Source organism: Vibrio proteolyticus NBRC 13287, from assembly GCF_000467125.1.
Classification (GTDB): domain Bacteria; phylum Pseudomonadota; class Gammaproteobacteria; order Enterobacterales; family Vibrionaceae; genus Vibrio; species Vibrio proteolyticus.
Genome location: NZ_BATJ01000022.1, coordinates 1 through 14265 on the forward strand (window position 1 = coordinate 1; position 14265 = coordinate 14265).

Annotated in this window: 16 protein-coding genes; 8 read left to right on the forward strand and 8 right to left on the reverse strand. The window is 55.0% G+C overall.

Annotated elements, in window-relative coordinates; all coding sequences use genetic code 11:
- The first annotated feature begins 317 nt into the window (after nucleotides 1-317).
- Nucleotides 318-866 carry a gamma carbonic anhydrase family protein gene (locus VPR01S_RS18895; RefSeq protein WP_021706977.1) on the forward strand — a complete coding sequence of 183 codons (549 nt, stop codon included), beginning with the start codon at nucleotides 318-320 and terminating at the stop codon, nucleotides 864-866.
- Here VPR01S_RS18895 and VPR01S_RS18900 read toward each other — a convergent pair.
- The 4 genes from VPR01S_RS18900 to tsaC form a co-directional block, all read right to left on the reverse strand.
- Nucleotides 859-1125, reverse strand: a complete 267-nt coding sequence (locus tag VPR01S_RS18900) for a DUF1488 family protein (RefSeq protein WP_021706978.1) — start codon at nucleotides 1123-1125, stop codon at nucleotides 859-861. The genes VPR01S_RS18895 and VPR01S_RS18900 overlap by 8 nt on opposite strands.
- Nucleotides 1125-1958, reverse strand: coding sequence for a shikimate dehydrogenase (gene aroE, locus VPR01S_RS18905; RefSeq protein ID WP_021706979.1), 834 nt, complete (start codon nucleotides 1956-1958; stop codon nucleotides 1125-1127). Before aroE ends, VPR01S_RS18900 begins: the two co-directional genes overlap by 1 nt.
- A 75-nt stretch (nucleotides 1959-2033) precedes the next feature.
- Nucleotides 2034-2951, reverse strand: a complete 918-nt coding sequence (gene hemF / locus VPR01S_RS18910) for an oxygen-dependent coproporphyrinogen oxidase (protein ID WP_021706980.1) — start codon at nucleotides 2949-2951, stop codon at nucleotides 2034-2036.
- 30 nt (nucleotides 2952-2981) lie between these two features.
- Nucleotides 2982-3539, reverse strand: coding sequence for an L-threonylcarbamoyladenylate synthase type 1 TsaC (gene tsaC, locus VPR01S_RS18915; RefSeq protein ID WP_021706981.1), 558 nt, complete (start codon nucleotides 3537-3539; stop codon nucleotides 2982-2984).
- Between the two features lie 212 nt (nucleotides 3540-3751).
- Here tsaC and purE point away from each other — a divergent pair, with 212 nt between their 5' ends.
- Both purE and VPR01S_RS18925 read left to right on the forward strand, forming a co-directional pair.
- Nucleotides 3752-4237, forward strand: a complete 486-nt coding sequence (gene purE, locus VPR01S_RS18920; RefSeq protein ID WP_021706982.1) for a 5-(carboxyamino)imidazole ribonucleotide mutase — start codon at nucleotides 3752-3754, stop codon at nucleotides 4235-4237.
- 4 nt (nucleotides 4238-4241) lie between these two features.
- Nucleotides 4242-5372 carry a 5-(carboxyamino)imidazole ribonucleotide synthase gene (locus tag VPR01S_RS18925; RefSeq protein ID WP_021706983.1) on the forward strand — a complete coding sequence of 377 codons (1131 nt, stop codon included), beginning with the start codon at nucleotides 4242-4244 and terminating at the stop codon, nucleotides 5370-5372.
- 26 nt (nucleotides 5373-5398) lie between these two features.
- Here VPR01S_RS18925 and VPR01S_RS18930 read toward each other — a convergent pair whose 3' ends face one another.
- The 4 genes from VPR01S_RS18930 to VPR01S_RS18945 are packed head-to-tail and all read right to left on the reverse strand — an operon-like array spanning nucleotide 5399 to nucleotide 8381.
- Nucleotides 5399-5965, reverse strand: a complete 567-nt coding sequence (locus VPR01S_RS18930) for a DNA topoisomerase family protein (protein ID WP_021706984.1) — start codon at nucleotides 5963-5965, stop codon at nucleotides 5399-5401.
- Nucleotides 5966-5980: 15 nt separating this feature from the next.
- Nucleotides 5981-6457 carry a DUF494 family protein gene (locus VPR01S_RS18935; RefSeq protein WP_021706985.1) on the reverse strand — a complete coding sequence of 159 codons (477 nt, stop codon included), beginning with the start codon at nucleotides 6455-6457 and terminating at the stop codon, nucleotides 5981-5983.
- Between the two features lie 2 nt (nucleotides 6458-6459).
- Nucleotides 6460-7575, reverse strand: a complete 1116-nt coding sequence (dprA, locus tag VPR01S_RS18940; RefSeq protein ID WP_040903149.1) for a DNA-processing protein DprA — start codon at nucleotides 7573-7575, stop codon at nucleotides 6460-6462.
- A gap of 2 nt (nucleotides 7576-7577) precedes the next feature.
- Nucleotides 7578-8381, reverse strand: coding sequence for a hypothetical protein (locus VPR01S_RS18945; RefSeq protein WP_021706987.1), 804 nt, complete (start codon nucleotides 8379-8381; stop codon nucleotides 7578-7580).
- 138 nt (nucleotides 8382-8519) lie between these two features.
- Between VPR01S_RS18945 and def the strand changes: the two genes are divergently transcribed.
- The 5 genes from def to VPR01S_RS18970 all read left to right on the forward strand — a co-directional run bounded on the left by def (nucleotide 8520) and on the right by VPR01S_RS18970 (nucleotide 14256).
- Nucleotides 8520-9038, forward strand: coding sequence for a peptide deformylase (gene def, locus VPR01S_RS18950; RefSeq protein WP_021706988.1), 519 nt, complete (start codon nucleotides 8520-8522; stop codon nucleotides 9036-9038).
- A 22-nt stretch (nucleotides 9039-9060) separates the two neighbouring features.
- Complete coding sequence (fmt, locus tag VPR01S_RS18955) at nucleotides 9061-10023, forward strand: methionyl-tRNA formyltransferase (protein WP_021706989.1); 963 nt, start codon at nucleotides 9061-9063, stop codon at nucleotides 10021-10023.
- 61 nt (nucleotides 10024-10084) lie between these two features.
- On the forward strand, nucleotides 10085-11362 hold the full coding sequence (rsmB, locus tag VPR01S_RS18960; RefSeq protein ID WP_040903141.1) for a 16S rRNA (cytosine(967)-C(5))-methyltransferase RsmB: 1278 nt from the start codon (nucleotides 10085-10087) through the stop codon (nucleotides 11360-11362).
- A gap of 62 nt (nucleotides 11363-11424) precedes the next feature.
- Nucleotides 11425-12801, forward strand: a complete 1377-nt coding sequence (gene trkA / locus VPR01S_RS18965; protein WP_021706991.1) for a Trk system potassium transporter TrkA — start codon at nucleotides 11425-11427, stop codon at nucleotides 12799-12801.
- A gap of 9 nt (nucleotides 12802-12810) precedes the next feature.
- Nucleotides 12811-14256: a TrkH family potassium uptake protein gene (locus tag VPR01S_RS18970; RefSeq protein WP_021706992.1), complete on the forward strand. Its 1446-nt coding sequence runs from the start codon at nucleotides 12811-12813 to the stop codon at nucleotides 14254-14256.
- Nucleotides 14257-14265 lie beyond the last annotated feature (9 nt).

Below are 14265 nucleotides of genomic sequence, written 5' to 3' on the forward strand. Positions count from 1 at the left end.
CTGTTCTTCTTTGTGACTTGCATCACTTCGGAAGAGGCGGTCATTTTAGCGAGATAAAGTTTAGTGTCAACCACTTTTTTCAATCTTTTTTCAAGCATTTCCGCTTGGCTAATTGACCTGCTCACCCGACTCTGTTTCTTTCGAAGCCTTGCCGTGTCAGCGAGGGGGCATTATAGAGATCGCCGTCACGTTGGCAAGCCCTTTTTCGCGTTTTTTTTGATTTTTTTATTGTTTGCGTATTTTCTATGCAAAACTCGTCATTTTCATCATTCTTCATAGTCAAAAATGCCATTCTTACCTCTATATAAGGAGAAATTATGAGTGCTTTGCGCAGCTACAAAGGAATTGCTCCCCAAATAGGCGCCCATGTTTACATCGACTCAAGCTCTGTGTTGGTCGGTGACATTACTATCGGCGACGACAGCAGTATCTGGCCGTTCGTTGCCGCCCGTGGTGACGTTAATCAGATCCGAATTGGCCAACGCACAAATGTTCAGGATGGCAGCGTCCTGCATGTCACGCATAAGAATAGTGAGAACCCAGACGGTTATCCTCTGATCATTGGCAATGATGTCACTATCGGCCATAAAGTTATGTTACACGGTTGTACCATTGCTGACCGGGTATTGGTCGGGATGGGCGCTATCATCCTGGACGGGGTAATAATAGAAGAGGACGTTATGGTCGGGGCCGGAAGTCTGGTGCCTCCGGGAAAGCGTCTGGAGAGTGGCTACCTGTATGTGGGCAGCCCGGTCAAACAAGCACGTCCACTCAGTGATAAGGAACGCGCCTTCTTACAGAAATCCGCCGATAACTATGTACAGAATAAAAATGACTATCTGACTCAAGTCACCGTCATCAACTGATGATCTCGATCTGGCCGAACGGATTGAACTCTTCATCTTCGATCAAAGCTTCGGCCAACTCTTCCAAATCAAAGCGCAGCCCGGTAAACGCGTCAACTGCCTGTTGTGCTCCACAGACAGGCTGACCGGATAACTTGGCCAACTCGCTAGCGGCCACAATGCACTCGATCAACGCGCCCGACTGCTGAGCCGGGAAGACAACCGCCTGGCGCTCTTCGTCCCAGCTCTGTACGTCCGGGAACAAGATTGACTGATTCATTACTGACCTTCCAGGTTCTTTCTTAATTCACGTAAAATTTGCCGGATGCCAGGACGCAAACCGCGCCACAACATAAAGCTTTCTGCTGCTTGCCCCACCAGCATCCCCAGACCATCATAAGCCGCCGCCGCCCCATTATCACTCGCCCATTGATTAAAGGTGGTTTTACCCGCGCCATACATCATATCGTACGCGTAAGTGCTGGGGGTAAAGATGGCCGCCGAAACGGCCGGCAGCTCACCGCTCAGGCTCGCGGAGGTCGAATTGATCACCACATCAAACCCCTGGTCTATCTCTTTCATGGCCACGGCCTTGATCGCACCATAGTGAGAAAACAGCGTGGCCAGCTGTTCGGCTTTGGCAAGGGTACGATTGGTGATGACGATCTCCGCCGGATGTTGGTCAAGCAAAGGCTTGAGCACACCACGTGCCGCACCGCCGGCCCCGATGAGCAAAATACGGGCCCCTTGCAGAGGCACCTGATACTGCAACAAGTCCTGAACCAAGCCTTCGCCATCGGTGTTGTCACCTAAAATGCCGCCATCATCAAGTTTCTTCAGCGTGTTCACGGCACCGGCCAGCTGCGCACGTTCAGTAAGACGAGTAGCAAACTGCACGGCGTCTTCTTTAAATGGCACAGTGACATTACACCCCTTGCCTCCGCTGGCAAAAAACTGACGCGCCGCATCCATAAAGCCATCCACTGGCACTAACTCAGCCGTGTAGGTTAATGGCTGGTTCGTCTGACGGGCAAACAGGGTATGAATAAACGGAGATTTACTGTGTCCGATCGGATTGCCAAATACGGCATAGCGGTCAACTGGTTGAATCATTGTGTTCCTGCCACAAAACGAAAAGGGTCATTGTTACCCAATGACCCTATCACTAACCCTATACAGAAGAAAGTCTTACCAGGCGCGTGGCTTGAGGTAATGCTCATAGAGTTCAGCTTCAGCGCTGCCAGGCTCAACCTGATAACGATATTCCCACCGCGCCAAAGGCGGCATTGACATCAGAATAGACTCGGTCCGGCCCCCACTTTGCAAGCCAAACAGGGTCCCCCGATCGTACACCAGGTTAAATTCCACGTAGCGGCCACGACGATAAAGCTGAAACTCGCGCTCACGTTCACCATATGGTGTGTCTTTGCGCCGCTGCACAATCGGGAGATACGCTTCGGCGTACCCTTCCCCGACAGCTTTGATGTACGCAAAACAGGTCTCAAACGGCCACTGATTCAAATCATCAAAAAACAGACCGCCAATTCCACGGGTCTCATCGCGGTGCGGCAGGAAGAAATAGTTGTCACACCAGGCTTTGTGCTTTGCGTACACCTCATCGCCAAACGGTGCGCACAGTGCTTTGGCCGTGTCGTGCCAGGAGTGGCAGTCTTGTTCGAAGGGATAGAATGGCGTTAAATCGAAGCCACCGCCAAACCACCAGATCGGATCTTCGCCTTCTTTTTCAGCAATAAAGAAACGTACGTTGGCGTGTGAGGTCGGTACATAGGGATTGTTGGGGTGCATCACCAACGACACGCCCATCGCTTCGAACCGGCGCCCCGCCAACTCCGGACGATGGGCGGTTGCCGAAGCCGGCATCTGCTGACCCGCAACGTGGGAAAAGTTAACGCCGCCTTGCTCAAACACCGCACCATTTTTCATCACCCGGGTACGACCACCACCGCCCAGTCGCTCTCCCGGCTCACGATGCCAGGCATCTTCGACAAACACAGCGTCGCCGTCTACCTGCTCTAATTGCTGACAAATCGAATCTTGCAGCTCGATCAGAAACTGCTTCACGGCCTGTTTATCTATGGCTGACATCTTTTTACCTTCCTTTACGACTGCGCAGGGTTAACCCTGTCTTAATATTTGCGATGTTTTTGCGTCACGAATCTCACTCGGTTTGTCACGGCCGCCCGTTTCTCCGTGCAGAATTGCCACCAGTTGCTCGCCCAGTTGTTGCTCAACTTCTTCTGTGGTCATGCACGGCGGCTGACCGCTCAGATTCGCGCTGGTAGAGGTTAACGGTTTTCCAAACGCATCACACATTTTTTGCACCAAAGGATGATCCGTCACACGCACTGCAATTGAATCAAACTGACCCGATACCCAATTCGACACTTTATCGCTGCATGGCATAATCCACGTCACAGGCCCGGGCCATGTGGCATGAACCTTGTCCAGTTGCTCCGCAGTGAGCTGGGATTCATCAATGTACGGCAGTAATTGGTCGTAACTGGCGGCGATCAAAATCAGGCCTTTTTCTACCGGGCGCTGCTTCAGTTTGAGCAATTTGGCAATCGCTTCCGGGTTATCCGGATCACACCCCACACCGAAAACCCCCTCGGTCGGGTAAGCAATCACTTCCCCCTGACGGAGTGCATTCAGTGCTTGTTCAAAGTTATCCACCTTAACTTCCTTTCTCTACTTGCGTTGATTTGCGCTAAGTGTACAAACAATCGCTGGCGCTGACTAAAGCAATTTATTTATAGAATGTATCAATCAGCCGAACCACCTCGGCGCAAACGTTTGCCTGAGAGAAAAATCCCCGTATAATGCGCACGCAACTCGTGGAAACCACGAGAGACATCACCTAGATTTGCAGCACGAAGGAGTTAGAGATGAAAGTCGGTATCATCATGGGGTCTCAGTCAGACTGGCCAACAATGAAACTTGCAGCAGAAATGCTCGATCAGTTCGGCGTGGCGTACGAAACCAAAGTGGTTTCCGCCCACCGCACCCCGCACCTGCTGGCCGACTATGCCACCAGCGCCAAACAACGTGGCCTGAAAGTGATCATCGCAGGGGCCGGTGGCGCAGCTCACCTGCCAGGCATGACGGCCGCCTTTACCAGTTTACCGGTTCTGGGTGTGCCGGTTCAGTCGCGTGCGCTGTCCGGTCTCGACTCCCTCTATTCGATTGTACAGATGCCCAAAGGCATCGCGGTCGGCACATTGGCGATTGGTGAAGCCGGTGCGGCGAACGCTGGCCTGCTAGCGGCCCAGATAATCGGTACCTTTGATGACGCTGTCATGGCCAAAGTGGAAGCGTTCCGCAGCGCGCAGACCGAAACGGTACTGGCGAACCCGAACCCGGCCGGAGAGTAACACCATGCACGTACTGGTACTGGGTGCCGGACAACTGGCACGTATGATGTCACTGGCCGGAGCGCCACTCAACATACAGATCACCGCCTTTGATGTGGTCAGCGAAAACATCGTCCATCCACTGACTCAAACCATACTGGGTCATGGCCTGGGCAACGCCATCGAACAAGCAGATGTGATCACCGCTGAGTTTGAACACATTCCCCATGCGGTGCTGGATGCGTGTGAGCGCAGCGGAAAGTTTCTGCCAACCACGCAAGCGATCAAAGCAGGCGGCGATCGACGCCTGGAAAAGGCGCTACTGGACACCGCTGGCGTACGCAATGCCAAATACGCCGTGATCACCCAACGCGCCGATTTTGATGCAGCGATTGCTGAAGTGGGTGTGCCGATGGTACTCAAAACCGCATTGGGCGGCTACGATGGCAAAGGTCAGTGGCGACTGAAAGATAGGCAGCACGCTGAGGCAGTCTGGGCGGAAATGGCGCAGGCTCTGGCCGCCTCAGACCAGCAAGCCATTGTTGCCGAAGAGTTTGTCGCCTTTGATCGCGAAGTTTCCTTAGTGGGCGCCCGCAGCAAAAATGGAGACATCGCGGTGTACCCGCTGGCGGAAAACGTGCATGTCGATGGCGTATTGAGCCTGTCCACCGCCATTGATGCCCCGGAGCTTCAGGCAGAGGCCAAGCAGATGTTCCGTGCCGTGGCCGACAGTCTAAACTACGTTGGGGTGCTGGCACTGGAGTTCTTTGATGTCGGGGGGGCACTGCTGGTGAATGAAATTGCGCCACGCGTACACAACTCCGGCCACTGGACCCAACAAGGTGCGGAAACCTGTCAGTTTGAAAACCATCTGCGTGCAGTGTGTGGCCTGCCACTTGGCAGCACCAAACTGATCCGCGAAACCGCCATGATTAACATTCTTGGTCAGGATCAGGTTCCAGATGCCCTGCTGGCCATGCCGGGTGTGCACGTACACTGGTACGGTAAAGTGCAACGCGCAGGACGCAAAATGGGCCACATTAATGTGTGTGGTGATTACAGTGGTGAGCTGCAACGCAGTCTGTGTGCGCTGGCGGATGTACTCGCTCCGGAGCACTATCCAGCGGTCCATGCGTTTGCCAACAAACGGCAGTAAAAAAACGGCGCTTTCGGCGCCGTTTTTTATGCTTCATGCTGTAGGTGCTGGCACTTCCGATTGGCACACTGTCGCCGCACACCACTGACCAGTTTCTTCTCAACCAGCAGCGGGTAATGACACACCTCGCAAACTCCCGCCAACGGCGGTTGGTTCACAGCAAATTTGCATTTCGGGTAATGGTCACAGGCGTAGAACAGCTTACCGAAACGAGTTTTGCGCTCCACCAGATGTCCCTTGCCACACTCTGGACAACCAAACTGCGCTGACTCCGCCTGCGGAGGTTTGTCTGGAGATTCAATATGGTGACATTGAGGGTAGGCACTGCAGCCAATGAACATCCCGTAACGTCCCTGCCGCAGAACCAGTTCACTGCCGCACTCAGGACACGGCACACCCAGTTCTTTAACAATGTGCCCATCATTCTGGTGCAACGGACGGAGGTAATCACAAGCCGGGTAATGCGAGCAGCCAAGAAAGGCGCCATGTTTTCCATGGCGCAATTGTAATTTTCCACCACAGACCGGGCACGGCTCGTGCTCCAGTGCATGTTCATGGGCGGAAAACAGTTTGTCGTCGATTTTGTTACTCATAGCCAGGCGAAGAACTCAGTGCAGAATACCCTGCTCTTTGGTGTACAACAGCTCTTCCATTAGCGTATAGGCATTTTCATTCCCCGGTACATTGAACAGCACCATCAGAATGATCCATTTGAGGTCATCCAGCTCAAACTCGTGGGTTTCCAATCCCATCACCCGGTCAATCACCATCTCGCGGGTTTCACTGGTCAACACTTTAATTTGCTCCAGGAACAGAAGAAAACCCCGGCACTCCAGATCCAGACGCTCCATCTCTTTCGGCGTATAAATACGCGACGATGTTGCGGCACTGGTGGCGATCGCAGAATGCGTATCGCTCTGTTGCAACGCGGCCAAATCCTCTAACCATTGGAGAGCCTTATAAATATCTTTCTGGTGAAACCCGGCACGAAGCAGTTCTTCTTCCAGTTCGTCCTGGTCCACCTGTAACTCTGCATCGCTATGGATGTAGGTTTCGAACAAATACATCAGTATGTCCATCATCATAGCTAGCCCCTCCCCTTACGAATATAGCCACCTGTAACTGCAACAACGTGCCCTGAGAGCTCTAGCTCCAGGAGCTGCATCATGACTTCATGCACAGGTATATTGGTCCTGTTTGCAAGAATATCAACTGGTGTCGCCTCATTCCCTACGTTAGCTAACAGCTCGGCAAATGGCAATTCTTCTCTGCTGTCATTTTGCGTAAACAGCGCCGGCTGTGGGTACGGGCTTTGAGACACAGACCAGTTTACCAAGTTCTCTATTTCATCTAAGACGTCTTTTGCACTTTGCACAAGGCAAGCACCGTTTTTTATCAGTTGGTTACCACCGCGACTGGTCGGGCTGTGAATCGATCCCGGCAAGGCAAACACATCCCGGCCCTGCTCGGCCGCATAGCGTGCCGTGATCAAAGAGCCACTTTTTTCTGCGGCTTCCACCACCAGCACCCCAACCGACAAACCGCTAATGATCCGGTTACGGCGCGGAAAATGCTCAGCGCGAGGTTTGGCATCCGGACGAAACTCCGACACCAGCGCACCTTGCTCACGGATACGCTCGGCCAGTTTTCGATGCCGGGCCGGATAAAGGTGTTGTAGACCACTGCCAAGCACCGCCACCGTCTCACCACCGCCCAATAAAGCACCATCGTGCGCATGCCCGTCGATGCCAAGCGCCAGCCCGCTGGTGACAACCAGTCCATGCCGGCTGAACTCCGTCGCAAAGGCTTTGGCGCATGCCAGCCCGTCCACACTGGCATTACGGCTTCCCACCATCGCCAATTGAGGCTCAACCAAACAGGCCAGCCTGCCCGACACAAACAGCTGGGGAGGCGGTGACGGAACCTGTTTCAGCAGCGCCGGATACGCCACGCACTGACTGGTCAAAATATGCCGGTCTGCACTTTGTGCTCGCCACTCCAGGCACGACAGTGCGATCGCCGGTGCCTGGTGGTGTAAAAAGCGGATTTGCTCCGGACTCAGCCCCAGCGCGGCCAGCTCTGCCGAGCAAAGGTTCACCAGTGCCTGCGGACTGGCTCTGGCCAGCAGATGACTCAGGCCACGGCTACCCAGTTTGGGCACCGCGGTCAGAGTCAGCCAAGCCAACAGCTCAGCATCACTCACGGTTACCATGCAACCACCCGTGTCGCCTGACTAACCGGCGCCACACTGTCGGTGATCAGCGCCAAAGCAAAGGGGGATTTGACCTGAGTGACCATCAACTGCCCGATGGCACGTTCGGGCAGCGTCCATGCCAGTTCATCCAATTGGGCCCCTGGTTGAGACAATCCTAGCCGCTGGCCGGCTTGTAAGGTCGTTCCCTCTTGTTGACGAAGTATCAGCCATTGCCCAGCGTCCAGATAACGCCGCCCGTCAAGGCTGCTGACGATCACCACGTCGGGGTTCACCTGCACACTTTGTCCTGGCTGCAAGCGCGATGCGGCACGAAAGGGCAGTGCAATGTCCCCCGCACGCACTTCCTGTTGCTGCCATCCAAGCTGCAGCACACTGAACGCGGTGTGCGACGCCGTCAGTCGCGCGTTGGCTACCTGACGCAGCGCCACGACCTCGGCCTCAGCGAACGCGACACGCTGCATCGGCCGCCAAATCGACCAGTGCAATTCGGTATGCTGCCCTGCCAGCACAATCATATGCGCACTGGTTAAGTAATCACGCGCCTCACTGCCGCCGACCACCAAAGGCGCCGCGGCAAACTGATCCGCACTCAGCAGCCGGGCCGTGCCCCACTCAGGCGGCGCATCGGTCAGTCCATCGCCACGGCTCGCCACCGGAAGCACTCGTACCTGAGGACGGACTGTGACTAGCTGAATAGTATCCGGTGGCGATAACGGCTCGTCCGCCATCACAGGCCAGGTGATACTGGTCAGCCCCAGCCAGATAAGGGAAAAGTAACGAAAAAGTCGCAACATGACCTGATTTCCTTGGTCTTGATAGGAATAGAGGAAGGATTAATCACGCCGGAATGCTGTCATTTGGGTGGTAAAATGTCTAGAATTGAGCCAACGAGGTTTAGCCTGATTCGGCACAGTTCAACAATTCGAGTGTATATGTCTGTATTACAAGTATTAACATTCCCGGATGATCGCCTGCGTACTGTCGCGAAGCCAGTAGAGCAAGTGACTCCTGAGATTCAAAAAATCGTCGATGACATGTTGGAAACCATGTACGACGAAGAAGGTATTGGTCTGGCGGCCACTCAGGTGGACATCCACCAGCGCATCGTCGTGATCGATATTTCAGAGACCCGCGATCAGCCAATGGTGTTGATCAACCCAGAAATTATGGAAAAACGCGGCGAAGACGGCATTGAAGAAGGCTGTCTGTCTGTCCCTGGCGCACGTGCTCTGGTTCCCCGCGCGGCAGAAGTAACGGTCCGAGCCCTGAACCGCGAGGGCGAAGAGTACACCTTTGAGGCGGACGATCTGCTGGCCATTTGTGTTCAGCACGAACTCGACCACCTGATGGGCAAGCTGTTTGTCGACTACCTGTCACCGCTGAAACGCAAACGCATTCAGGACAAGTTGGCCAAAATTAAACGCTTTAACGACAAGCAACAAAACGCTTAATCACACTGACAGGAGCCAGATCTTGAGCAAGCCATTACGAATTGTCTTCGCTGGTACTCCGGACTTCGCCGCCCGTCACTTGGCGGCGTTGTTGTCTTCGGAGCACGACGTCATCGCAGTGTACACCAACCCGGATCGCCCAGCAGGCCGTGGTAAAAAGCTGGCGGCGCCACCGGTCAAACAGCTGGCACTGGAACACAACCTGCCCGTTTACCAACCGGAAAGCCTCAAGTCCGAACAGGCCCAGCAGGAGCTGGCGGCGCTGAACGCGGACATCATGGTGGTGGTCGCCTATGGCATGCTGCTGCCACAAGTGGTGCTCGATACCCCCAAACTGGGCTGCATCAACGTCCACGGCTCCATTTTGCCCCGCTGGCGCGGCGCGGCGCCCATCCAGCGCTCGATCTGGGCCGGCGATGCCGAAACCGGCGTCACCATCATGCAGATGGACATCGGCCTGGACACCGGCGACATGCTGTTGACCGCCACGTTGCCGATCGAAAGTCACGACACCAGTGCTTCCATGTATGACAAGCTGGCCGTGCTCGGCCCGCAAGCACTGACGAACTGCCTGAGCGACATCGCAGCCGGTCGTGCGGTTGCCACCCAACAAGATGAAACGCTGGCCAACTACGCCAAAAAACTCAGCAAAGAAGAAGCGCGTATCAACTGGCATGACAGCGCTGAGCATATTGAACGCTGCGTGCGTGCTTTCAATCCTTGGCCGATGAGCCACTTTGAAGCCGAAGGCAACAGCATCAAAGTATGGCAAAGTCGCGTTGAGCCACAACACAGTGAGCAGCCAGCCGGGACGATTCTTCGCGCCGACAAACACGGCATTCAGGTTGCCACCGGCCAGGGCACACTGGTGCTGGAGCAGTTGCAAATTCCGGGTAAAAAAGCCCTGCCAGTGCAGGACATTCTCAATGCCCGGGCCAACTGGTTTGAAGTCGGCACACGCCTGAGCTCGCCAGAGCAAAACTAACTTTTTATTGATCAGAACTTTTTTGAGGGCAGAGATGCCCTCCTGTTTTTATGGTGACCCTATGAATGTTCGTGCTGCCGCTGCCAACGTCCTGTTTCAGGTAGTTGATAAAGGCCAGTCTCTGTCCACCGCCCTTCCCGCTGCCCAGCAGACCATCAAACCCCGTGACCACGCTTTATTGCAAGAGATCTGTTACGGCGCATTGCGTTACCTGCCTCGATTGGAATCGATCGCGGGTGAGCTGATGGATAAGCCGCTCAAAGGCAAACAACGAGTGTTTCATCACCTGATCCTGGTTGGCATTTACCAACTGAGCTTTATGCGTATCCCGGCACACGCCGCTGTTGGTGAAACCGTCGAAGGGACCAAAGCACTCAAAGGCCCACGCCTGCGTGGCCTGATCAACGCGGTTTTGCGTAACTATCAGCGCAATCAAGAGCAGTTGGATGCGTTGGCGATCAGCCATGATGCGGGCAAATACGGTCACCCGGGCTGGCTGCTTAAACTGTTGCAACACGCCTACCCGCAGCAATGGCAAAACATCGTCGACGCCAACAACAGCAAAGCTCCGATGTGGCTACGGGTCAACCGCCAGCATCACAACCGGGACGAATACCTGACATTGCTGGAGCAAGAACAGATCGAATACACCCTGCACCCACAAGCGCAGGATGCCATCAAACTGGCCGCTCCGCGCGACGTGTTCACTCTGCCTGGTTTTGAACAGGGCTGGGTGTCGGTGCAAGATGCGGCGGCGCAGTTATCGGTGAACTATCTCACCCCAGAGAACGGCGAGCTGATCCTCGACTGCTGTGCAGCTCCGGGCGGCAAAACGGCCCATATTCTCGAACACAGCCAGGCTCAAGTGGTGGCGATTGACTGCGATGACACCCGTCTTAAACGGGTGCACGAGAACCTCAAACGCCTCAAGCTTGAAGCACAGGTTATTTGCGGCGACGCACGAAATCCGCAACAGTGGTGGCAAGGTGAACAGTTTGATCGCATTCTACTCGATGCGCCGTGTTCCGCGACGGGCGTCATTCGTCGTCACCCGGACATCAAATGGTTGCGCCGCGCTGACGATATCGAGGCACTGGCCGCACTGCAAAGTGAGATCCTGGATGCGATGTGGCAGCAGTTGAAACCCGGTGGTACGCTGGTTTACGCCACCTGTTCGATCACTCCACAAGAGAACAGCCAACAGGTGAAAGCGTTTCTTGCCCGTACCGCAGACGCAACATTGCTGGGCTCAGATCCCGAACAGCCCGGACGTCAAATCCTGCCTGGCGAAGAGGACATGGACGGATTTTATTACGCCGTCCTGACCAAGGCGGCGTAACAACAGGACATATTCAGCGGCCCAATGTGGCCGCTATTCAGTGGTAAACAAGAGAAAACCATATGAAAATCATCATTCTTGGTGCAGGTCAGGTCGGTGGTACTCTGGCGGAAAACCTGGTCGGTGAAAACAACGACATCACCATCGTCGACCAAAACAGCGATCGCCTGCGCGAGTTGCAAGACAAATACGATTTACGGGTCGTGAACGGCCACGCCAGCCATCCGGATGTGTTGCGTGAAGCCGGCGCTCAGGATGCCGACATGCTGGTGGCCGTCACCAACACCGATGAGGCCAATATGGCCGCCTGTCAGGTGGCGTTTTCTCTGTTTAACACCCCTAACCGGGTCGCTCGCATCCGCTCCCCCGAATATCTGGCCGAAAAAGAGGCCTTGTTCCAGTCGGGGGCGGTACCGGTCGATCACCTGATTGCCCCTGAAGAGCTGGTGACCAGCTACATTGAACGACTGATCCAGTATCCGGGCGCGCTGCAGGTGGTCAGTTTTGCCGATCAGAAAGTCAGTCTGGTGGCGGTGAAAGCCTATTACGGTGGCCCGCTGGTGGGTAACGCCCTGTCTGCGCTGCGCGAACACATGCCACACATCGATACCCGGGTGGCGGCGATTTTTCGTCAGGGACGGCCTATCCGTCCGCAAGGCACCACCATCATCGAAGCCGATGACGAAGTGTTCTTTGTTGCGGCCAGTAACCACATCCGTTCGGTCATGAGTGAGCTGCAACGGCTGGAAAAACCGTATCGCCGCATCATGATCGTCGGCGGTGGTAACATCGGTGCCAGTTTGTCGCGCCGCCTTGAACAGACGTACAGCATCAAACTGATCGAGCGTAATTATCAGCGCGCGGAGCAGTTGTCTGAAGAGCTGGAGAACACCATTGTTTTTTGTGGCGATGCGGCCGATCAAGAATTACTGACCGAAGAAAACATCGATCAGGTGGATGTCTTTATCGCCCTGACCAACGAAGACGAGACTAACATCATGTCGGCCATGCTGGCCAAGCGCATGGGCGCCAAGAAAGTAATGGTGCTTATCCAGCGTGGTGCTTATGTCGATCTGGTGCAAGGTGGCGTGATTGACGTCGCGATTTCTCCCCAACAGGCGACCATTTCCGCCCTACTGACTCATGTTCGCCGCGCCGACATCGTCAACGTTTCCTCGCTGCGCCGCGGCGCGGCCGAAGCGATCGAAGCCATTGCCCACGGCGATGAAACCACCTCCAAAGTGGTTGGCCGGGCCATCGGCGACATCAAACTCCCTCCCGGCACCACCATCGGAGCAATTGTACGGGGCGATGAAGTGTTGATCGCCCACGACCGGACCGTGATTGAACAAGACGATCATGTGGTGATGTTCCTGGTCGACAAAAAATACGTTCCGGACGTGGAAGCCCTGTTCCAGCCAAGTCCCTTCTTCCTGTAGGTCGGTGGCATGGTCAACTTTCGTCCCGTTCTGTTTGTCATCGGGCTGGTGCTCTCGAAACTGGCCCTGTTTATGTATGTGCCGACACTGGTGGCATTTATCACAGGCACCGACGGTTTTATCGACTTTGGTCAGGCGGTGATCATCACCCACCTGGCGGCGTTTATCTGTCTGTCGGTTGGGCGCACGGCTCAGTTTAAGCTCAGCGTGCGCGACATGTTTCTGATCACCAGTCTGGTGTGGACCATTGCCAGTGCCTTTGCGGCGCTGCCGTTCGTCTTTATCAACCACATCAGCTTTACCGACGCCTATTTTGAAACCATGTCCGGCATCACCACCACCGGTTCGACAGTACTCAGTGGTCTGGACAATATGGCGCCGAGCATTCTGCTGTGGCGCTCGATTCTGCAATGGCTTGGTGGGGTCGGCTTTATCGTTATGGCAGTGGCGATCCTGCCAATGCTGAACGTCGGGGGGATGCGACTGTTCCAGACCGAATCGTCCGACTGGTCCGACAAAAGCAGTCCACGGGCCAAAACCGTGGCAAAAAATATCGTCGCGGTGTACCTGATCCTGACGCTGCTGTGCATGCTGGGGTATCTGCTGACCGGCATGACCCCGTTTGAAGCGATCAATCACGCCTTTACTACGCTCTCAACCGGCGGGTATTCGACCTCCGATGGCTCGATGAACCACTTCTCCAAAGGCGCACACTGGATTGGCACTCTGTTTATGTTCCTGGGAGGATTGCCGTTTCTGCTGTTTGTTGCTGCGCTGCGCAAACGCAAACCTCAGCTGTTGTTCAACGATGCCCAGGTGCGCGGTTTTGCCTATCTGTTTCTTACCGCCAGCCTGATCGTCGCCGCCTGGCTGTGTCTGCGCGATGGTTATACCGTGCTGGATGCGCTGCGCGTCGCCATGTTTAATATCGTATCGGTGCTGACCACCACAGGCTATGGCCTGGGCGACTTTACCGCCTGGGGCGCATTGCCGACCACCATGTTTGCGTTTCTGATGATGGTCGGCGCCTGCTCCGGCTCGACGTCCGGCGGGATCAAAATCTTCCGCTTTCAGATCGCCACCAGCATGCTGCACAAACAGATGATGAAACTGATCCACCCATCGGGCGTATTTGTACAGCGTTACAATCAGCGCCCGGTGAATGAAGATATTATCCGTTCAGTGGTGGCGTTCGGTCTGACGTATTTTATGACCATCATTGTGATTGCCGGCGGATTGAGTGCCATGGGCTTGGATCCGATCACCAGTATTTCCGGCTCGATCACTGCGGTGGCCAATGTCGGCCCGGGTATGGGGCCAGTGATTGGCCCGACTGGCAACTTTGCCCCGCTGCCGGATGCGGCGAAATGGCTACTCAGCCTCGGCATGTTAATGGGACGACTGGAGATTCTCACCTTGCTGGTGCTGTTTTTCCCGGCCTTCTGGAAACGTTAAGGAACCCAA